The 19290-nt window shown below is 73.0% G+C and carries 24 protein-coding genes; 12 read left to right on the plus strand and 12 right to left on the minus strand.

All coding sequences use genetic code 11. From position 1 onward, the window contains the following. Nucleotides 1-24: 24 nt before the first annotated feature. The gene (locus NVV95_RS06730) at nt 25-264 is read right to left on the minus strand and encodes a hypothetical protein (protein WP_259485771.1); all 240 of its coding nucleotides are present in this window, start codon (nt 262-264) and stop codon (nt 25-27) included. A 106-nt stretch (nt 265-370) separates the two neighbouring features. Between NVV95_RS06730 and NVV95_RS06735 the strand changes: the two genes are divergently transcribed. Then, entirely contained in the window at nt 371-634 is a 264-nt protein-coding gene (locus tag NVV95_RS06735; protein WP_173182273.1) for a hypothetical protein, read from the plus strand. Nucleotides 635-704: 70 nt separating this feature from the next. Here NVV95_RS06735 and gap read toward each other — a convergent pair whose 3' ends face one another. Further along, nucleotides 705-1703, minus strand: coding sequence for a type I glyceraldehyde-3-phosphate dehydrogenase (gene gap / locus NVV95_RS06740; protein ID WP_259485772.1), 999 nt, complete (start codon nt 1701-1703; stop codon nt 705-707). A 122-nt stretch (nt 1704-1825) separates the two neighbouring features. Next, the gene (locus NVV95_RS06745; RefSeq protein WP_259485851.1) at nt 1826-2767 is read right to left on the minus strand and encodes a GlxA family transcriptional regulator; all 942 of its coding nucleotides are present in this window, start codon (nt 2765-2767) and stop codon (nt 1826-1828) included. Between the two features lie 225 nt (nt 2768-2992). Here NVV95_RS06745 and NVV95_RS06750 point away from each other — a divergent pair, with 225 nt between their 5' ends. Then, nucleotides 2993-3976, plus strand: coding sequence for an EamA family transporter (locus tag NVV95_RS06750; protein WP_259485773.1), 984 nt, complete (start codon nt 2993-2995; stop codon nt 3974-3976). Here the strand turns inward: NVV95_RS06750 and NVV95_RS06755 are convergent. Next, the gene (locus tag NVV95_RS06755) at nt 3906-4514 is read right to left on the minus strand and encodes a TrmH family RNA methyltransferase (RefSeq protein ID WP_259485852.1); all 609 of its coding nucleotides are present in this window, start codon (nt 4512-4514) and stop codon (nt 3906-3908) included. The genes NVV95_RS06750 and NVV95_RS06755 overlap by 71 nt on opposite strands. Before the next feature lie 190 nt (nt 4515-4704). Beyond that, the gene (locus NVV95_RS06760) at nt 4705-5763 is read right to left on the minus strand and encodes a magnesium and cobalt transport protein CorA (protein WP_259485774.1); all 1059 of its coding nucleotides are present in this window, start codon (nt 5761-5763) and stop codon (nt 4705-4707) included. Nucleotides 5764-5959: 196 nt separating this feature from the next. On the opposite strand from NVV95_RS06760, the gene NVV95_RS06765 reads away from it, so the two are divergent. Further along, nucleotides 5960-6736: a class I SAM-dependent methyltransferase gene (locus NVV95_RS06765; protein ID WP_259485775.1), complete on the plus strand. Its 777-nt coding sequence runs from the start codon at nt 5960-5962 to the stop codon at nt 6734-6736. A 13-nt stretch (nt 6737-6749) separates the two neighbouring features. Here the strand turns inward: NVV95_RS06765 and NVV95_RS06770 are convergent, their stop codons facing one another. Further along, nucleotides 6750-8093 (minus strand): Nramp family divalent metal transporter, encoded by a 1344-nt coding sequence (locus tag NVV95_RS06770; RefSeq protein ID WP_259485776.1) that lies wholly within the window; start codon nt 8091-8093, stop codon nt 6750-6752. Between the two features lie 174 nt (nt 8094-8267). Here NVV95_RS06770 and NVV95_RS06775 point away from each other — a divergent pair, with 174 nt between their 5' ends. From NVV95_RS06775 to NVV95_RS06800, 6 genes are all read left to right on the plus strand, one after another. Continuing rightward, nucleotides 8268-9491, plus strand: a complete 1224-nt coding sequence (locus NVV95_RS06775) for a lactonase family protein (protein WP_259485777.1) — start codon at nt 8268-8270, stop codon at nt 9489-9491. A 57-nt stretch (nt 9492-9548) separates the two neighbouring features. Next, the gene (locus NVV95_RS06780) at nt 9549-10001 is read left to right on the plus strand and encodes a helix-turn-helix domain-containing protein (protein ID WP_259485778.1); all 453 of its coding nucleotides are present in this window, start codon (nt 9549-9551) and stop codon (nt 9999-10001) included. A 2-nt stretch (nt 10002-10003) separates the two neighbouring features. Further along, on the plus strand, nt 10004-10564 hold the full coding sequence (locus NVV95_RS06785) for a PIN domain-containing protein (protein ID WP_259485779.1): 561 nt from the start codon (nt 10004-10006) through the stop codon (nt 10562-10564). 103 nt (nt 10565-10667) lie between these two features. After that, nucleotides 10668-10982 (plus strand): YbjQ family protein, encoded by a 315-nt coding sequence (locus NVV95_RS06790; protein WP_173182257.1) that lies wholly within the window; start codon nt 10668-10670, stop codon nt 10980-10982. 62 nt (nt 10983-11044) lie between these two features. Beyond that, complete coding sequence (locus NVV95_RS06795; protein WP_259485780.1) at nt 11045-11479, plus strand: pyridoxamine 5'-phosphate oxidase family protein; 435 nt, start codon at nt 11045-11047, stop codon at nt 11477-11479. Nucleotides 11480-11487: 8 nt separating this feature from the next. Then, entirely contained in the window at nt 11488-12840 is a 1353-nt protein-coding gene (locus NVV95_RS06800; protein WP_259485781.1) for an SGNH/GDSL hydrolase family protein, read from the plus strand. A 114-nt stretch (nt 12841-12954) separates the two neighbouring features. On the opposite strand, the gene NVV95_RS06805 is transcribed toward NVV95_RS06800, so the two are convergent. Further along, complete coding sequence (locus NVV95_RS06805) at nt 12955-13434, minus strand: Lrp/AsnC family transcriptional regulator (protein WP_259485782.1); 480 nt, start codon at nt 13432-13434, stop codon at nt 12955-12957. A gap of 89 nt (nt 13435-13523) precedes the next feature. On the opposite strand from NVV95_RS06805, the gene hisC reads away from it, so the two are divergent. Together hisC and NVV95_RS06815 are read left to right on the plus strand one after the other, a co-directional pair. After that, nucleotides 13524-14750, plus strand: coding sequence for a histidinol-phosphate transaminase (gene hisC / locus NVV95_RS06810; RefSeq protein WP_259485783.1), 1227 nt, complete (start codon nt 13524-13526; stop codon nt 14748-14750). Nucleotides 14751-14785: 35 nt separating this feature from the next. Next, nucleotides 14786-15436, plus strand: a complete 651-nt coding sequence (locus NVV95_RS06815) for a YitT family protein (protein WP_259485853.1) — start codon at nt 14786-14788, stop codon at nt 15434-15436. Between the two features lie 126 nt (nt 15437-15562). On the opposite strand, the gene NVV95_RS06820 is transcribed toward NVV95_RS06815, so the two are convergent. The 3 genes from NVV95_RS06820 to NVV95_RS06830 form a co-directional block, all read right to left on the minus strand. Then, a complete protein-coding gene (locus tag NVV95_RS06820) occupies nt 15563-16147 on the minus strand; it encodes a DUF3800 domain-containing protein (protein ID WP_259485784.1) in 585 nt (194 codons plus the stop codon). Between the two features lie 107 nt (nt 16148-16254). After that, the gene (locus NVV95_RS06825; RefSeq protein WP_259485785.1) at nt 16255-16446 is read right to left on the minus strand and encodes a hypothetical protein; all 192 of its coding nucleotides are present in this window, start codon (nt 16444-16446) and stop codon (nt 16255-16257) included. A 125-nt stretch (nt 16447-16571) separates the two neighbouring features. Further along, nucleotides 16572-17312, minus strand: coding sequence for an enhanced serine sensitivity protein SseB C-terminal domain-containing protein (locus tag NVV95_RS06830; protein WP_259485786.1), 741 nt, complete (start codon nt 17310-17312; stop codon nt 16572-16574). 46 nt (nt 17313-17358) lie between these two features. On the opposite strand from NVV95_RS06830, the gene NVV95_RS06835 reads away from it, so the two are divergent. Beyond that, nucleotides 17359-18027: a metal-dependent transcriptional regulator gene (locus NVV95_RS06835; protein ID WP_259485787.1), complete on the plus strand. Its 669-nt coding sequence runs from the start codon at nt 17359-17361 to the stop codon at nt 18025-18027. Here the strand turns inward: NVV95_RS06835 and NVV95_RS06840 are convergent. Both NVV95_RS06840 and NVV95_RS06845 read right to left on the minus strand, forming a co-directional pair. Then, on the minus strand, nt 18024-18545 hold the full coding sequence (locus NVV95_RS06840; protein ID WP_259485788.1) for a flavin reductase family protein: 522 nt from the start codon (nt 18543-18545) through the stop codon (nt 18024-18026). The two genes, NVV95_RS06835 and NVV95_RS06840, sit on opposite strands and share 4 nt — an antisense overlap. A 16-nt stretch (nt 18546-18561) precedes the next feature. Further along, nucleotides 18562-19104, minus strand: a complete 543-nt coding sequence (locus NVV95_RS06845; protein ID WP_259485789.1) for an NADPH-dependent FMN reductase — start codon at nt 19102-19104, stop codon at nt 18562-18564. Nucleotides 19105-19290 lie beyond the last annotated feature (186 nt).

Here is a 19290-nt window from a genome sequence, read left to right on the forward strand (position 1 = left end):
CGTGGCACCGCAGCCCGACCCGGCTCAGGCCTCCGCGATCTCCCCCGCCACGATCGCGTCGGCGTACTTCCGCACGTCCGGCCCGGGCTCGTAGTCGATGAACCGATCCTTCAGGTGCCGGTTCAGCTCGGCGTACACCTCGTCGGACGTGGCATCGGGGTGGGACGCCGCCACGGCCGAGACGGCCTCGCGCAGCACGCCGTCGGCATCGTCGAGGATCTTCGCGCGCGCCTCGTCGTTCCAGCGGATCTCTGATTTCTCCATGGGCCTCACGCTATGCCGGTCGCCCGAACCCGCAAGGGGGCTGCGCCCCGAACGCGCTGGGCGGCCAGAGGTGGCGCCGAGCATCCGCCTGCACGAGACTTGTCGCGTGACCCACACCGACATCACCGTGCTGAACTACACCGTGAACGCCGACGTCTACGCCCGCTACGGCGCCGACTTCGACACCGAGGCGGTGAACGACGAGATCCTGCGCATCGTGAACGCCGAGGCGCCGGCCGGCGTCACCGTGCACCGCAACGGCAAGGTCGTCGCCGAGGACGACGCGATCGACGCCGCCCGCTCCTTCGACTGGGCGGGCCTGCTGAAGCGCATCGACCTCGACACGATCCTCGCCGAGCACGGCCGCTGACGCGGAGCACGGCGCGGCCCAGCGCGGCCGGCCGAGCACGGCCGCTGACGCGGAGCCCGCGCCCCGCGCCTCACCCCCGCGCCATCAACTCCAACGTCTCCACCACCCGGTTCGAGAACCCCCACTCGTTGTCGTACCACGCCACCACCTTCACGTGCCGCCCGTCGACCCGCGTCAGCCCCGAGTCGAAGATCGACGACGCCGGGTTCCCCGTGATGTCCGACGACACCAGCTCGTCCTCGCTGTACTCCAGGATGCCCGCCAGCGCCCCTGACGCCGCCGCCTGGTAAGCGTCCAGCACCTGCGCGCGCGTCACGTCCCGCGCCACGGCCGCGTTCAGCTCGACGATCGACCCCACCGGCACCGGCACCCGGATCGAGTCCCCCGACAGCTTCCCGTCGAGCTGCGGCAGCACCAGCCCGATGGCCTTCGCCGCCCCGGTCGTCGTCGGCACGATGTTCACCGCCGCGGCGCGGGCCCGGCGGGGGTCGCGGTGCGGGGCGTCCTGCAGGTTCTGCTCCTGCGTGTAGGCGTGCACGGTCGTCATGAACGCGTGCTCGATGCCGGCGACGTCGTCGAGCACGGCGGCCAGCGGTGCCAGCGCGTTCGTGGTGCACGAGGCGTTCGAGACGATCCGGTGCCGGGCCGGGTCGTAGGCGTCGGTGTTCACGCCCAGCGCGAGCGTCACGTCCGCCCCGTCCGACGGCGCGCTCACGAGCACCTTCCGCGCCCCGGCCGCGAGGTGCGCCCCGGCGGCCGACGCCGAGGTGAAGCGCCCGGTCGACTCGAGCACGAGGTCGATCCCGAGCTCGGCCCAGGGCAGCTGTGCCGGGTCGCGCTCGGCCAGAACCTCGATGCGCCGGCCGTCGACGACGAGGGTCGTCCCGTCGACCGAGACAGGCCGGCCGAGCCGCCCGGCGGTGGTGTCGAAGGCGAGCAGCCGGGCCAGCGTGGCCGGCTCGGTGAGGTCGTTCACGGCGACGACCTCGAGGGTCGAGTCCCGTTCGAGCAGGGCGCGCAGGGCGTTCCGGCCGATGCGTCCGAAGCCGTTGACGGCGATGCGGGTCATGGTGGTTCCTCTCCGGGGCGTCGGGCGACGTCCCGCGAACCAGGCTCGCCGAGCATCCGGATGCCCGACAGCAGCAGCGCGGACACGGTCCGCAAGGATCCGGCCAACCCCGCCGGGCCCGCTCACTCCCCCTGCGAGAACGTGCGCCGGTACTCGCTCGGCGTCGTGCCCAGGATGCGCTGGAAGTGCATCCGGAGATTCGCCCCCGTGCCGAGCCCGACGTCGGCGGCGATCTGCTCGACGCCGAGCGACGACCGCTCGAGCAGCTCGCGTGCCACGTCGATGCGCGCCCGCAGCACCCACTGCATCGGTGTGTACCCCGTGTCGTCGGCGAAGCGCCGCGAGAAGGTGCGGGGCGAGACCGCCGCGTGCCGGGCGAGCTCGGTCAGCCCGAGCGGCTCGCCGAGGTGCCGCAGCGCCCACTCCCGGGTCGCGGCGAAGCGCTCGCCGAGCGGCTCGGGGACGCTCCGCGGCACGTACTGCGCCTGACCGCCGCTGCGGTACGGCGCCGCCACCAACCGCCGGGCCGCGTGGTTCGACGCGGCCACCCCGAGGTCGCCGCGCAGCACGTGCAGGCAGAGGTCGAGCCCCGAGGCGGCCCCCGCCGAGGTGAGCACGCGGCCCTCGTCGACGAAGAGCACGTTCTCGTCGACCTCGATCGCCGGATACCGCGCCGCCAGCGCCCGCGTGTAGTGCCAGTGCGTGGTCGCCCGCCGCCCGTCGAGCAGCCCGGTCGCGGCGAGCGCGAACGCCCCCGTCGAGATCGCGGCGAGCCGGGCCCCGCGGGTGTGGGCGGCCCGCAGCGCCTCGACCACGACCGCCGGCGGATCCTCCCGATCGGGGTGCCGGTAGCCCGGGATGAACACGATCTCCGCCCACTCCAGCGCCTCGAGCCCGTGCGCGACGTGCCACGACAGCCCGTCGCCCCCGGTCACGAGCCCCGGCGCCGCCCCGCACACCCGCACCTCGTAGGGCATGCTCGCCCGGGTCGTGAACACCTGCGCCGGGATGCCGACGTCCAGCGGCTTCGCGCCCTCCAGCACCAGCACGGCGACGCGGTGCAGCGCCGCGGCCGAGGCCGGGCTCGCGGCGGGGCCGTGCAGCGCCGGTATCGAGGCCTGGCTCGCGGCGGGGCCGTGCAGCGGGGCGGCGGGGTGACGAGCGGATGCGCACACGGCACCCAGGGTACGGCGACGGCCCGCGCATCCGTCGCATTGTGAACCGCACCCACATCGTGGGTGAAGCGATGGTCGCTTGTGCGTCGGAGCCCACCCCGCGAGGCTGACCCCATGCCCCTCCGCGACCGCCTCCTCGCCGCCCTCGTCGCCGTGCTGTGGGGGGTCAACTTCGTGGCGATCCACTTCTCGCTCGAGCACTTCCCGCCGTTCTTCCTGGTGGCGCTGCGATTCCTGGTGCTGGCGATCCCGACGGTGCTGTTCGTGAAGTGGCCCGGGGTGAGGGTGCGGTGGCTGCTCGGCTACGGGCTGGGTTTCGGCATCCTGCAGTTCGCGTTCCTCTACGCGGGCATGTCGGCCGGGATGCCGCCGGGGCTCGCGTCGCTCGTGCTGCAGGCCTCGGCGCCGTTCACCGTGGTGCTCGCCGCTTTATGGCTGAGGGAGCGGCTGACCGTGGTGCAGGGGGTGGGCATCCTGATCGCGGTCGCCGGGCTCGGCGTGATCGCAGCCGAACGGGCGGGCGTCTCGGCGCTGCTGCCGGTGGTGCTGACTCTGTTCGGGGCGCTCGGCTGGGCGTTCGGCAACATCTGCAGCCGGCAGGCCAAGCCGGTCAGCCCGCTCGGTCTCACGATGTGGATGTCGGTGGTGCCGCCCGTCCCGCTGCTGATCCTGTCGCTGCTGGTCGAGGGGCCGGCGCGTATCGGCGGTTCGCTCGCCACCGCGTTCACGCCCTCGGCGCTTCCCGCTCTCATCGGACTGGCGTACACGGTGCTGCTCGGCACGGTGGTGGGTTCGGGCATCTGGGTGACGCTGATGAAGCGCAACCCGTCGAGCCGCGTGGCTCCGTTCTCGATGCTGGTGCCGGTGGCGGGGTTCACGAGCGCGTGGCTAATCCTCGGGGAGGTGCCGAACGTGGGCGACCTCGTGGGCGGCGCGATCGTGATCGCGGGGGTGCTCATCGCGACGGTGCCGTGGCGCGGGCGCGGCGGGCGGCCACCGCTTGGAGCCGGGCGCGGGCCGGCGGGGATCAGCCGCCGAACGGGTGGTGCTGCAGGATCCAGGCGTGCATCGCGACCGCCGCAGCCGCTGAGGCGTTGATCGAGCGGGTCGAGCCGAACTGCGAGATCTCGACCACCGCGTCCGCCGCCGCGAGCGCCTCGGGCGAGAGACCCGGGCCCTCCTGCCCGAACAGCAGCAGGCACCGCGCCGGGAAATCGAACGTCTCGATGATCACACTGCCCGGCACGTTGTCGATCGCGATGATCGGCAGCGACTCGGCCCGGCAGTACTCCACGAGCGCCGCCACGTCGGGGTGGTTCTGCACGTGCTGGTAGCGGTCGGTCACCATCGCGCCGCGCTTGTTCCAGCGCCGACGGCCGACGATGTGCACCGTCTCGGCCGCGAAGGCGTTGGCGCTGCGCACGATCGAGCCGATGTTCAGGTCGTGCTGCCAGTTCTCGATGGCCACGTGGAAGGGGTGCCGCGTGCGGTCGAGGTCGGCGACGATGGCCGCCATGCTCCAGTAGCGGTAGCGGTCGATCACGTTGCGCGTGTCGCCGCGCTCCAGCAGCTCGGGGTCGTACCAGGGCTCGGTGGGGCGCTCGCCGATCCAGGGGCCGACGCCGCCGGCGCTCAGCTCGTGGCTCGGGCCGGGGCCGGGCTCGCCGCTCGGGCCGGGGCCGGGCTCGCCCGGGGCGGGCGTGGGGCCGGGCTCGCCCGGAGCGGGCGTGGGGCCGGGCTCGCCCGGGGCGGGCGTGGGTGCGGGGCCGGATGCTCGTCCCGGCTCGTCCCCCCGCGCATCCGTCACCCGCCCAGGCTACCCGCCGCTACAACCACCGATTGCGCTTGAACACCAGGTACAGCCCCACGCCCATGCCCACCATCGCGAGCAGGGCCAGCGGATACCCGAACTCCCAGTGCAGCTCCGGCATGTGGTCGAAGTTCATCCCGTAGACGGTGCCGATCAGGCTCGGCGCGAACAGGATGGCCGCCCAGGCCGAGATCTTCTTCACCTCGTCGCCCTGCTGGATGCTCGTCTCCGACAGCTTCCGGGTGTCGTCGGCGAGCGCGAGGCTCGCCTCGGAGATGCGGCGCATCTCGTCGTTCTGCCGCTGCGTGGTGAGCGTCGAGTGAACGGTGAGGGCGTTCTGCAGCGTCGCCCGGAACGCGTCCGCGTGGCCCGCCACCGCCAGCACGTGGTCGAGCACGTCGCGCAGCCCCCGCTGCACCTCGAGGTCGACCGCGTACTTGTCGGCCCCGCGCAGCAGCGCCTCGAGCATGGTGATCAGCGGATGCACGGCCCGCTGGAAGTCCATCACCTCACCCAGCAGGTCGTAGATGCGCCGCGACACGTCGGTGTCGCCACCGAACAGCTGCTTCTCGATCTCGTCGATGTCGTTCTGCAGCCCGCGCACCACCGGCGCGTACTCGTCGACGACCTCGTCGAGGATCGCGTACAGCACCGCCTCCGGCCCGAGCGCCAGCAGCTCGGGGCTGCTCTCGAGGCGCTGCCGCACCGCGGCGAGGTTCGGCGACTCGGCGTGCCGCACGGTCACCACGAACCCCGGCCCGATGAACACGTGCACCTCGCCGAACTCGACCTCCTCGCTGGAGTCCACGTAGCGGGCCGGCCGCAGCACCACGAACAGGGTGTCGCCGTAGCGCTCGAGCTTCGCGCGCTGGTGGCCGGTGAGGGCGTCCTCGACCGCGAGGTGGTGCAGGTCGAACTCGGTCTCGAGCGAGTGCACCTCCGCCTCGTCGGGGCGGTAGAGGCCGATCCAGGCCATCCCGCCGTCCTGGCGCATCAGCGCGTAGGTGTCGTCGAGGCTCTTCGGCGTGCGGGCGCGGCGGCCGGCGACGTAGACCGCGTTGTCGATCAGGGGCATGGGGCGAGCGTACGTCGGGCAGATGAACGAGCGGTGACCGGGCGGATGCGCGGCGGCACCGTCCGCGACGGGCCCCCGCGCGCATCCGTCGCCGCCCGCGACGGGCCCCCGCGCGCATCCGTCGCCGCCCGCTGTTGCCCGTGTCGGAGGTGCGTGCGAGGGTGTCGGTAGTCACGACCCCGACCCAGGAGGTGCCATGGCCGGATGGGACGGCGAGCGCTACGCCGAGGTCGCCACCCTGCAGCACGAGCTCGGCCGGCGCTTCGCCGACGCGCTCACCCCCGTCGCGGGCAGCGGGGGGCGGGCGGCGCGGGTCGTCGACGCGGGCTGCGGCGACGGGGTCGTCACGCGGATGATCGCGGCGCTGCCGTGGGTCGGCGATGTGCTGGGGTTCGACCCCTCGCCGCTGATGGTCGAGAAGGCGGGGGCCGGGAATCCGGGGGTCTCGTTCGAGGCCGGAGACGTCACGACGTTCGTCGCCACCTCGCCCTTCGACCTGGCCGTGTCGCTGAACGCGCTGCACTGGGTGCCCGACTCGGCGGCGGCGCTCGCGCAGCTGCGCGACGCGCTGCGGCCGGGCGGGCGGCTCGTGGCGCAGTTCGTGTCGGAGGGGGCGCGGCCGTCGCTGGAGGACGTCGCCCAGCAGGTGGCGACCGGGCCGGCGTGGGGTCGGTACTTCTCGGGCGTCGAGGCGCCGCACGTGCACCGCACGGCCGAGGAGTGGCGGGCGCTGGCGGCGGGCGCGGGGCTCGCGGTGTCGGGTGCCGAGGTGAGCGATCTCGCGTGGGACTTCGGGTCGGCCGAGGCGTTCGAGGCGTGGTGCACGGTGGGGTTCACGGCGTGGACGGAGCGGCTTCCGGCCGAGGCGCACGGGTCGTTCGTGCGGGAGGTGACGGGGGAGTACGCGTCGGTCGTGGGGTCGCACCGGGTGCTGCGGTTCCAGCAGCTGCGGCTGGAGGCGGGGCGGGGGTGAGGCCGGCTGCAGGTCAGCTCGCCGACGTCAGCGTCAGCACGATGAGCACCACGTTCAGGGCGACGATGAGGGCGGCGACGGTCCACGCGAGCAGGCGCACGGGCATCCGGTCGGCGAAATCGCCCATCACCCGTCGGTCGCCCGTGAGGCGGATGAGCGGGATCAACGCGAACGGGATGCCCACCGACAGCAGCACCTGGCTGAGCACCAGGGCCCAGGTCGGGTCGACGCCCGCGGCCAGCACGGCGAGCGCCGGGATCAGCGTCACCGCGCGGCGCAGCAGGATCGGCACCCGGATCGTCAGCAGGCCCTTCATGATCACCGAACCCGCGTAGGCGCCGACGCTCGTCGACGCGAGGCCCGAGGCGAGCAGGCCGATCGCGAAGATCGTGGCGATCACGGGGCCGAGTGCGGCGCGGATGGCGTCGTACGCCCCGGGGATCGTGTCGGTGCCGGCGACCCCGCGGAGGCTCGCGGCGGCCAGGAGGAGCATCGCGATGTTGACGACGCCGGCGAGGAGCAGGGCGATCAGCACGTCGGCGCGGGTGGCGCGGAGGAGGGTGCGGAGGCGGGGGGCGTCGGCGCCGTGCGGGCGGGCGGGGTCGGGCGAGGGGGCCGGGGCGGCCGGGCCCGGGGCGGCGGGCACCTCGGTGGGCGTCGCGGCGGAGGCCGGGGCCTCGGCGGCGGGACGCGCATCCTGAGCCGTGAAGTCGGTGCGCTCGGCCACGCGCGCCCACTCGGCGTGGTGCCGGTCGCGGGCCAGGGCCGAGTGCAGGTAGATGGCGTGCGGCATCACCGTGGCGCCGAGCATGCTGGCGGCGAGCAGCACGGTTCCGGTGCCCTCGAAGCGCGGCACCAGGCCGGCCGCGGCATCGGGCCAGCTGATCGGGGACACCACGGTGCCGGCGAGGAACCCGACCGCGATGACCGCGAGCATCCCGATGATCACGAACTCGAAGGTGCGCTGCCGCCTCGATGACTGCACGAGCAGCAGCACCATCGACACCACTCCCACGATCAGCCCGCCCAGCACGAGCGGCAACCCGAACAGCAGGTTCAGTGCGATCGCCCCGCCGATCACCTCGGCGATGTCGGTCGCGGCCGCCACCAGCTCGGCCTGCAGCCAGTAGGCGCGCCGGGGCCAGCGGCGGATGCGCGCCCCCACGTGCTCGGGCAGCGTGCGCCCGGTGACGATGCCGAGCTTCGCGGACTGGTACTGGATCAGCATCGCCATCAGGTTCGCCAGCACCAGCACCCACACGAGCAGGTAGCCGTACCGGGCGCCCGAGGTGAGGTTGGCGGCGACGTTGCCGGGGTCGACGTAGGCGATCGAGGCGACGAACGCCGGCCCGAGCATCGCCAGGGGGTGCCACCAGCGCGGGCGGGGGGCGGATGCTCGGCCGCTGCCTCCCGCGTCCCCCCGCTTCGCCGGCCTCACCCTCGACGGCGTTGGCGCATTTTTAGGCATGCCGAAAAATTAGCACGTCAAGCCCCCGGCGCCCAGGGTCTGCCGCGCGACAGAATGAGGATCATGAGCGAGACTCCCTCCGCCGCCCCCGCACTCTGGGCCGGTTCCTACACCGCCGAGTTCGGTGGACGCGGCGCCGGCCTGACGCCCCTCATCCGTGACGACTCGGGCGGGCTCGCGGCGGCCGGTGCCGCCTCTGCGGCGTCGCCGAGCTTCGTGGTCGCGCATCCGTCGCTCGCGGTGCTCTACACCGCCGACGAGAGCAGCTCGACCGTGTCGGCCTACGCGCTCTCGGGCCGCTCGCGGCTCACGCACCTCGGCTCGCAACCGGCCGGGCCGGCGGTCTGCCACGTCGCGGTCGACCCCTCGGGCTCGTTCGTGGCGGCGACCTGCTGGGGGGACGGGCGGGTGCTCGTCTATCCGCTCGACGCGTCAGGCCGCCTCGGCGCCCCGCTGCTCGCGCCGCCCGCGACCGACCCCCACGCCGCCTCGCGCCCACCCATTGACGAACACACCGACGCCCCACCCCGCAGCCAGGCGCACATGACCCTCGCGCTCGACCCCCTCCCCGACGGCTCCCGGATGCTCGCCACCACCGACCTCGGCTACGACCTCGTGCGCTTCTGGGCGTGGACGCCGGGGCCCGCTGCGGGCGGCGCGGCGCTCACGTCGCTCGGAGAGGTGGTGCTCCCGCTCGGATCCGGCCCGCGGCACCTCGTGCGCACCCCCGACGACCGCCTGCTCGTGGTGACCGAGTACTCGGCGGAGGTCGCGGTGCTGGAGCCAGTGCCCGCCGCCGTCGTAACCGCCCCAGCTCCGGACGCGACCGCGGCCGCTCCCGCTCCGGACGAGGCACCGTCCGAGCCCGCCCCGGACGGGACCGCGGCCGCCCCCGACGGGGTCGCGCCGGGCGAGCATCCTGTCGCCGCCCCGTACCGGCTGGCCGCGATGGTGCCCGTGCTCGCCGACGGCCCCGCCCCCGGCGACAGCGCCGCCGAGATCGCCCTCTCGCCCGACGCCCGGCACGTCTACGTCGGCGTGCGCGGCAGCGACCTCCTCGCCACGCTCGAGCTCGACGGCCCGTCCCTGCGCCCGATCGCGCACGTCCCCAGTGGCGGACGCACTCCCCGCCACCACCTCGTCGACGCCGACCGCCTCCACATCGCCCACCAGGACTCCGACGAGCTCACCACTCACGCCCTCTCCCCCGCCGGCCTCCCCGCGGGCATCGTCGCCCGCCTCCCCCTCGGATCCCCCACGGTCCTCGCCCGGCCGCCCCGATCCTGACCCTACAAACACGCAGCAGGCGTTTCGTTTATTTCACTTGTGTGAGATGATGACATTATGTCGCTTCCCCAACCCGCGCAACAGCCCCCGTCGGCCGACGGCATCGCCCGGCGTGCGCTCGAACGACTCGGGGGCTCAGCGAGCGATGCTCGCTCCCGCCCCACCATCAGGCTGGTCGTCGGCGGTGACGCCGAGCCGGTCGAGATCCCGACCGCGCTCGAAGCGCTGGTGATCGAGGCGCTCGAGGGTCTGGCCGCGGGTCGACGGATGCGCGTGCTCGACGCCGACGGCGAGGTGACGACGACCCAGGCGGCCGAGCTCCTGAACGTGTCCCGCCCCCATCTGGTCAAACTGCTCGAGCGCGGCGTCATCGCGCACCGTCGGGTGGGCTCGCATCGGCGCGTCGATGTCGCGTCCCTGCTCGACTTCAAGGCGTCCGAGACGGCGAGATCGCACGCCGCTGCCGACGAACTCGTTCAGCTGGGGCAGGAGTCGGGCACCGATCGGTGACGGTGTGCGCTCTCCTCGACGCCAACGTGCTGTACCCCTCGCTGCTGCGCGACCTGCTGATCAGGGTCAGCATCGAGGGCGGTCTTCGTGCCCGGTGGTCCGAGCAGATCCTCGACGAGACCTTCCGGAGCCTTGCGGCCAACCGCCCCGACCTCGCCGTCTCGCGGCTCGACCGGACCCGGCAACTGATGAACATCGCCGTCCCGGACGCGAGTGTGCGCGGCTTCGAGCACATCATCGAGCAGGTGCACCTCCCCGATCCGGACGACCGGCACGTTCTCGCCGCCGCCATCCACGCAGACGCCCAGATCATCGTGACGAACAACCTCGCCGACTTCCCGGCCGCGCAACTCGAGCCCTTCGGAATCGTCGCCGAGCATCCGGACGTCACCCTCTCCCGGTGCTTCGACGACGACCCCGCCCGCTTGCGGAGGGTGGTCGGCCTGATCGCGCGAGCGACGCGCTCTCCTCCGCTCGACGAGAGCGGCATCACCGACCGGATGCTCTCCGGCGGCCTCCCGCGAACAGCCTCGCGCCTCAGGGGCGACACGCGATGTGGCTGAGTCTGAGGCGAAGGGTGCCGGATCGACGCGCAATCGGGACGGGCGAGACGCAACGGCGCCCGCGTGCGTGCGGCGCGAGGAGGGTGGCTGCCATGATGGCGCCATGCTGATCTCGACGATGAACGATGTGCCCGGACGCCAGATCACCGGCGTGCTGGGCGAGGTGACCGGGCTGACCGTGCGGTCGCGCAACGCGGGCGTGCAATTCGGCGCCGGGCTGAAGGCGCTGGTCGGCGGCGAGCTCGCCGGTCTGACGAAGCAGCTCATGCAGAGCCGCGAGGAGGCGAAGCAGCGCCTGATCGAGGCCGCGACCGCCCTCGGCGCCGACGCCGTCATCGCCATGCGCTTCGACGCGAGCGAGGTCGGGCAGAACGCGCAGGAGGTCGTGGCCTACGGCACGGCCGTCACGCTGGCCTGAGGCCGTCAGGCACGTCTGACGCCATCGGCCGGCACGGCACGGCCCGAACTAGGCTGGCGGGTGTGACCGCTCCGCTGAACGCCGCCGCCCTCGAGTTCGTGACCGTTCGCCACCTCGCGACGCTGACGACGCTGCTGCCCGACGGGTTCCCGCACGTGGTGCCGGTGGGCTTCACGTTCGAGCCGACGGCCGCGGTGGCGCCCGCATCGGGAGCCGAAGCGGCGGCGAGAATCGGCACCGTGCGCGTCATCACGAACGGGCCCTCGCAGAAGGTGCTGAACGTGCGGCGCGACGGGCGCGCCAGCGTCTGCCAGGTCGACGGCGCCCGGTGGATCACCCTCGCCGGCACCGCCCGCATCCTCGACGACCCCGCCGACGTGGCCGACGCCGTCGAGCGCTACGCCGCGCGCTACCGCCAGCCCCGCGAGAACCCGCAGCGCGTGGTCATCGCGATCGACGTCGAGCGGGTGATGCAGTCGGGGCTGCTGTCCGACTAGCGCACCGGATGCCCGCCCCACCGCCCGCGACCGACGAGACCCTTCCCCTCGCGAACGAGGGCGGCTACCGTGAGCGCGTGCCCGAACCCCGCCTCCGCCGCATCGTCGCGGCCGCCGCCGCTCTGCCCCTCGTCGTGGTGTCGCTCGCGCTCGGTGCCCAGATGGCTTCGGCGACCGACGTGGGCGGAGCATCCGACCCCGTGCAGTACGTGGCCCTCGGCGACTCGTACTCGGCGGGCTTCGGGCTCGTGCCGTTCAGCGACGAACCGGCGGCCGGGTGCTACCAGGCTGTCGCGAACTACCCGCACCTCGTGGCCGACGCGCTGGGCCTCGCGCTCACCGACCGCACCTGCAGCGGGGCGGTGACGGCGAACATCCGGGACACGCCGCAGACCACGATCACCGGCGCCGGCGTCGCGCCCGTGCAGTCGGACGCCCTGACCGCCGACACCGACGTCGTCACCGTGACCATCGGCGGCAACGACCTCGGCTTCTCGACCGTCGCCACCTCGTGCCTCGCGCAGTCGGCGCAGGGGCCGCTGTTCGCGGTCGACCTGCCGAACTGCCGGGCGCTCTACGTGCAGGGCTCGGGCGAGTTCGAGTTCGACACCCTGAAGGCGAAGCTCGACGACACGGTCGCGCCGGCGCTGGCGCAGACGTTCGCGCTGATCGCCGCGAAGGCACCGAACGCGAAGGTGATCGTGGTGGGGTATCCGTCGATCGCGCCCGACGTCGAGAACGTGCCGGTGGGCGGATGCTTCACGCCGCTGATCACGGGTCAGGGCGCGTTCCCTGAGAACGCGTTCCCGTTCACCGACGTCGACACCGGCTACCTGCACGAGACCGAGGCGCGGCTGGACGCGGCCATCCGCACGGCGGCGGAGGGGGCGGGAGCGAGCTACGTCTCGACTCTCGCCGCGACCGAGAGCCACTCGGCGTGCTCGACGAGCGATCCGTACATCAACGGGGTGACGCTGACGGCCGGGGAGGGGACGGCGTCGGGCGTCGAGGGGCTGTCGGTGAAGCTCGGGGTGCTGCATCCGAACACGGCGGGGGTGGGGTTCCTCGCGACGGAGGTGGGGGCGGCCGTCGCGGCGGCGATCGAGCCGACCCAGCCGTCGCCGTCGCCGACTCCCCCGCCCGCGCCCACTCCCTCGCCGGGTTCGTCGGCGCCGGCGTCGCCCGCTCCGGGTGCGGTCCCGGCGGCTCCGGGCACCGGGCCGGGCGCCGACCCCGCGCATCCCGCCCTCGCGGCGACCGGCACCGACCCGCTGCCGCTGCTGCTCGCGGCCCTCGCGGTGCTCGCCGCAGGCGCGCTCGCGGCGGCGGCAGCCACCCGCCGCCCGCACCCCCGCGCCTAGCCTCCGCCGCCCGCGCGCACTGTCAGCCCGCACCCCGCGCCCCGCGGCTAACCTCGCGCCACCCGCAGCCCCGCACCCGCACCCGCACCCGCGCGTGATGCCCGCGCTCCGCGGCTACCTCCCCGCGACACCCTCGAGCAGCCCCCGCACCCGGTGCGGCATCGCCTCCACGAGCGACAGCGCCGTGCTCGTGCGCTCCACGCCCTCGATGCGCAGCATCCGGCTGGTCAGGCTGTGCAGGTGCTGCGGGTCGCGCGCGACCACCTTCGCCAGCAGGTCGGCGTCACCCGTGGTGGCGTGCATCTCCACGATCTCGGGGATCTCCCCCAAGCTCGCCATCGCCGCGCTGTCCGACGCCTGGCTGATCGCGATCCAGACGAAGGCCACCAGCGGATACCCGAGCGCCGCGGGCGCCACCCGCTTGCTGAACGACCCGAGTGCACCGCCCTCCGTCATGCGGCGGAGCCGCGCGTGCACCGTGTTGCGCGCGACGCCGAGCGTCTGGGCGAGGTGCAGCACCGTCGCATCCGGGTTCTCGTCGAGGGCGAGCAGGATGCGGGCGTCGAGGTCGTCGAGCTGGTTCACACTGGTCATTGTGTCACTTCAGCGCCTTGAATCGGGCAGGATGCTCAACGGCGCGGTCGCCGATTGCGCCGCTGCGCATCCGTTCGCAGACTGGGTGGATGCCCGCCACCCCCGCCCACGCCCCGCGCCCCCGCGCCGCCGTGCTCGCGCTGCCCGCCTACATCGCCGGACGTCGCGCCGAGCACGAGCTCACCGCCGCCCTCGCCTCGAACGAGAGCCACCACCCGCCGCTGCCCGCGGTGCTCGAGGTGCTGGCGCATTCGAGCGCGACCGTGAACCGCTACCCCGACACGGCGGCGCTGGCCCTGCGCGAGCGCCTGGCCGAGCTGTTCGGCGTGGGTGTCGACGAGACGGTCGTGGGGGCGGGGAGCACCGGGGTGCTGCAGCAGATCATCGCGTCGCTATGCGACCCGGGCGACGAGGTGGTGTTCGCGTGGCGGTCGTTCGAGGCGTATCCGATCCTGGCGCGGCTCGCCGGCGCGGTGCCCGTCGCCGTGCCGTTGCGCGCCGACGAGGCGCACGACCTCGAGGCGATGGCCGCCGCGGTGACGGCGCGCACGCGGGTCGTGCTGCTCTGCACGCCCAACAACCCCACCGGGGTGCCGCTCGACGCCGCCGAGCTCGACACGTTCCTCGCCCGGGTGCCGAGCGACGTGCTCGTGGTGATCGACGAGGCGTACATCGAGTACTCGTCCTCCGACGCGGTCGATTCGGTCGCGCTGTTCCGCCGGCACCCGAACGTCTGCATCCTGCGCACCTTCTCGAAGGCGTACGGGCTCGCGGGGCTGCGCGTCGGCTACGCGATCGCCCAGGCGGCGGTCGCCGACGGCCTGCGCCGCACCGGCCTGCCCTTCGCCGTCAGCGCCCTGGCCCAGCGCGCCGCCCTCGCCTCGCTCGAGCCCGCAGCGGCGGCGGAGATGCGGGTGCGGGTCGCCGAAGTCGTGGCCGAGCGCGCGCGGCTGACCGCGGCGCTGCGCGGGCAGGGGTGGGTCGTGCCCGACAGCAGCGCGAACTTCGTCTGGCTCCGGATGCCCGATGCCGAGCGGGAGGCGCTGGTGGAGCTGCTGGCGGCTCATCACATCCTCGTGCGGGGGTATCCGGGTGACGGGGTGCGGATCTCGGTCGCGGACGCGGCGGCGACGGATCGGGTCGTGGCGGTGCTGGCGCAGGTGGCGCCGCCGGCGTCGCTCGGCCTGGCCGGGTCGGCTGCCGCAGAGTCTGCGGGGTCTGTCGCGGCCGGGTCGACCGGGTCGGCGGGGTCACTCGCCTCTGCGGGGTCTGTCGCTGCCGGGTCAGCCGGGTCGGCTTCGGGGGTGTTCGCGTGACCTCGCTCGGTCGTGCCGGGCGGGCATCCGCCGCTCTGGAGGACGCCGCAAGCGAAGGCCACCCGACCACCGTCGCCCCGCCCCGGCGCGGACCGCTCGCGCACTCGCCGGTCGAGGACGTGCTCGGCGTGCTGACCGGGACGTTCACGGCGTCGCTCGGCATCTTCCTGCTGAAGACGAGCGGGGCGGTCACCGGCGGCACGGCGGGGCTCGCGCTGCTGCTCAGCTACGTCATCCCGCTGCCGTTCGGGGTCGTGTTCTGCCTGCTGAACGTGCCGTTCTTCGGGCTCGCGCTGTGGATGAAGGGGATCGACTTCACCCTCCGCTCCGTCGCGAGCGTGGCGCTGGTGTCGACGTTCTCGCTGCTGAACCCGATCGCGATCGTCTTCGAGCACCTCGATCCGGTGTTCGCGGTGCTCGCCGGCAACCTGCTGGCCGGGATCGGGCTGCTCGTGCTGTTCCGGCACCGGTCGAGTCTCGGCGGGTTCAACATCCTCGCGCTGATCGCGCAGGACCGGTTCGGCTGGCGGGCGGGGTACGTGCAGATGGCGCTCGACGTGACGGTGATCGTGTGCGCGCTGGCCGTCGTGCCGCCGTTGACGGTGCTGCTGTCGGCGGGTGGGGCGGTGCTGCTGAACCTCGTGCTGGCGCTGAACCACCGGCCGGGGCGGTACACGGCGGCCTGAGCATTCCTCTTGTCTTCTCGGCGCGGGTGTCTTATCCTGGTGGTGCTCGCTCCCGCTGAGAGGTCGAGAAGTAAAAGCCGGGACTCCCGCCCTTCGACGGGACCCGGCTTTCGCGCTGTCAGCGGTCTAGAGATCCACGTGCACGACCGACGCGACATCAGCCAACCGCCGCATCGCGTCGCCGGCCTGCTCCTCTCCGGCGAGGGTCGCAGCGATGAGTCCGAGAACGAGGTCGGCAGCCCAGAGCATGGGCTCGGAGTGGGGCTGCCGGTGTTCGAACCGGAGCGATGGAGTGATCAGCCCACGGCGTCGAAGGCGGTCGACGGTGCGATCGTCCTTCAGCATCAGGCTGGTGGTGCGGGCTTCGAGGTGCGCCAGTGAGACTCCGCGTCGCTGGAGCTCCCATGCGAGGCGCTCGAGGCAGACGGACCGGGCGCGCTCCTGCTTGCGGTGGTCCATCGGCGAGGCGATGACGATGAGGATCTCTGCGTCGAAGTGGGCGACCGCGTCGAGGGCGCGGCGGCGGTGGCGGGCGTCGAGTTCGCGCCAGTGGAGCTTGACGCCCGAGGTGCGGAGGCGTGCGAGGGCGGCGCGGTAGGGGTCGCACCGGCCGGGGTCGGCGAGGAGGCCGCCGAGGAGGTACGAGGGGCGGGGGACGCCGACGGTTCGCATGCTCTCGTCGATCCAGGCGTGGAGGATCGGGGCGGGCATCCGGAGATCGTGGCAACACCGCGGGGTGCGTGGCGTGGCGCGGGCCGATCTGTGGATAAGTGGCCCAGGGCGCGAGGACGCCCCGGGCCGATCTGTGGATAAGTAGCTCAGGGAGTGAGGATGCCGAGGGCCAGCGCGAGGGTGGCGAGGGAGACGCCGGCCAGGGCGACGGCGGTGGTGGCGAGCACCCGCGTGCGCGCCGGCGTGGCGGGGGCGAGTGCGGGTGCGACGGCGAAGGTGGTGGCCGCCGCATCCGCATGAGTGGATCGAGAGGCAGGGGCGGTGAGCAGGGCGGTCATGAAAAGTCCTTCCGTGGGCGTGACTCCAGACTCCCGCGCCGAGGCGGCGGGCGGATCGTCCCGCGGGACCGCCCCGGCGGTACCCCGGTGCCACGTCGTCAGTGCGCCTCGACGGTGCCGTGTAGTCAGCGGCGCCCGAACAGCCCCCGCCCCCGCCGCGCCCGGCGGTAGAACGGCGTCACACCGTGCAGCAGGTGCCGCGCCCCAGGCGGCGAGTACAGCACGTCGACCGGCGCCGCCGCCGAGAACGTCGCGAGCGCACGCGCGAGCGGAGCACCCAGCGACGACCGCAGCGACTCCGGCCCCACGATGACGAGCAGGTAGCTCGCGTCGTTAGGCGGCGTGACCGTCCACCCGAGCACCGCCTCCGAGACGTCCGGATGCCCGGCGAACAGCTCGGCGAGCGCCGCCGTCATGCCGGGCGGCACCTGCGCCGGCTCCCCCACCATCACCCGCTCGCCCGCGGCGGCCACCCGCGGCGTCAGCGCCGCCTCCCCGTCGAGCAGCTGCCCGATCTCGCCCGGCAGGAACTCCTTGCCGTACGGCGAGTGCGGATTCAGCACGAGCGTCGCCCCGCGGGTCATCTCCCACAGCGCCCGGCACGGCATCGCCAGGAATGACCGCTCGAACCCCGGCACGGCCTCGAGCGTCTCGCGCAACCGACCCTCCGAGGTGTAGAACGGCTGCACCGAACGCCCGTCGGCCCCGAGCAGATCGGCGAGCTGCACGGTGCGATCTCCGGATGCCCGTCCCGGCACGATCACCGTGCTCCGCAGCAGCGCCTCCACGAATGCCGGCGCGGCGGCCCGGTCGGTCGCGGCGGACTGGAGCAGCTGCTCGAGCCGAGGGTCCACGTCATCGCTCATCCCCCGAGCGTAGCGGCGCGCATCCGCTCGCTAGGCTGGTCGGATCATGAGCCAGGACACGGCCACCGAGAACTACCTCAAGGCCATCTACGCCCACACCGAGTGGCAGCCCGTGCCCATCAGCCCCTCGGTGCTGGCGGGGCGGCTCGGGGTGGCGCCGTCGTCGGTGACCGAGATGGTGAAGAAGCTGGCGGCGGGCGGGATGCTCACCCACGTGCCCTACGGACCGCTCACCCTCACGGCCGAGGGCCGGTTGCGCGCGATGGGTGTGGTGCGGCGGCACCGTCTGATCGAGACCTGGCTGGTGCGCGAGATGGGCTTCGGCTGGGACGAGGTGCACGACGAGGCCGAGGTGCTCGAGCACGCGATCAGCGAGCGGCTGCTCGACGCGATCGACGAGCGGCTCGGGCATCCGGCGCAGGATCCGCACGGCGACCCCATCCCCACGGCGGCCGGCACCGTGCCGAGCTTCGACGCGCTCCTGCTCGCCCAGGCGCCGGCGGGGCACGAGGGGCGCGTGGTGCGCATCAGCGACCGCGACCCCGAGCTGCTGCGCACGCTGGCGGCCGAGGGCATCGGGCCGGGCACGGCGGTGCGGGTGACGACGGGGCCGACGGTCACCCTGCACCAGCTCGAGAGCGAGAGCGACGCGACGGCGTCGGCCGGAACCGAGATCCCGACCGACGCGCTCGACGCGATCTGGCTGACCCCCTAGCCCTCCACCTCCCGCAAGTGCCGATACTTCCCCTTGAAGTACAGCAGCGGGTCGTGCTTGTGCCACGACGCCGGGCTCATCTCGTTCACCCGCCCGATCACGATGAGGTGGTCACCGGCCTCGTGCTCGGCCCAGATGTCGCAGTCGAGCCACATCAGGGTGTCGGCGATCACGGGGTTGCCCGCCGCGGTGGGCGACCAGTCGATGCCCGCCCACTTGTCGGTGCCCGAGCGCGCGAACTGGTTCGACACGGTGTGCTGGTGGTGCGAGAGCACGTTCACCGAGAACCGTCCGGTCGAGCGGATGCGCGGGTAGGTCGTCGAGGTCGTCATCACGCTGAACGACACCAGCGGCGGCTCGGTCGAGACCGAGTAGAACGACTGGCAGGTGAAGCCGACGGGGGCGCCGTCCTCGATGCCGCCGATGATGGTGATGCCCGAGGCGTAGTGCCCGAGCGTGTCGCGGAACACCCGCGGATCGATGGGTGTCCCGTGGGCGATGTCCGGTGCGATTGTCATGTCCGTCTCCTTGCGGTCACGCAACCGGTGCGGAGGGAGAAGCGGTGGCGTCCGCCACGCGGGCCAGCCGCGCGAGGTTCCGGGCGTACTCCGCTGCGGCCTGGGTGACGATCTCGTCGAGATGGTCCATCTGGCCGGCCACGAAGTAGAGCCCCCGCCCGGGAACGACCGCGCCGAGCTCGACGAGCAGCGGTGCGAGGTTCACGGTCGGGCCCATGGCGTGGGTGAGGTCGCCCCCGGTGTGCACCGGGATCGCCGTCACCCCCGCGAGCCCGTTCGCGGGATAGCGGTCGAGGAACGCCTTGAGGAGCCCCGTGTACGTCGCCTTGTAGGTGGGCGACGCGAACACGGCCAGGTCGCTCGAGGCGACCCGCTCGTTCAGGGCGGCCATCACGTCGGAGGGCCACGCGAAGATCTCCGCCGTGTGATCGGCGAGGTCGATGATCTCGAGCTCGTACGATCCGGGAGCGAGCAGCTTCTCGACCAGGGTCTCGGCGACCCTGAGCGTGCGCGACTTCGGCTTGGGGTTGCCGACGACGATCGTGACCTTCAGTGCCATTGCTTCTCACTTCATACCGATTGACAGGAAATGAGAGGGCGGCGCAGCGAGCCGAAGCGCGAGGCGTCCACCTCTCCCAACACTCCACCGAGGTCTTGTGGCTCGGTGGGCCCGCAACGGCTTACGTTGCCCTTCCAGTATCGGCACCCGACGTTTCGGGCGTATTTCGCCAGTCACAATCCGTCA

The organism is Herbiconiux gentiana, assembly GCF_024978135.1.
GTDB lineage: Bacteria > Actinomycetota > Actinomycetes > Actinomycetales > Microbacteriaceae > Herbiconiux > Herbiconiux gentiana.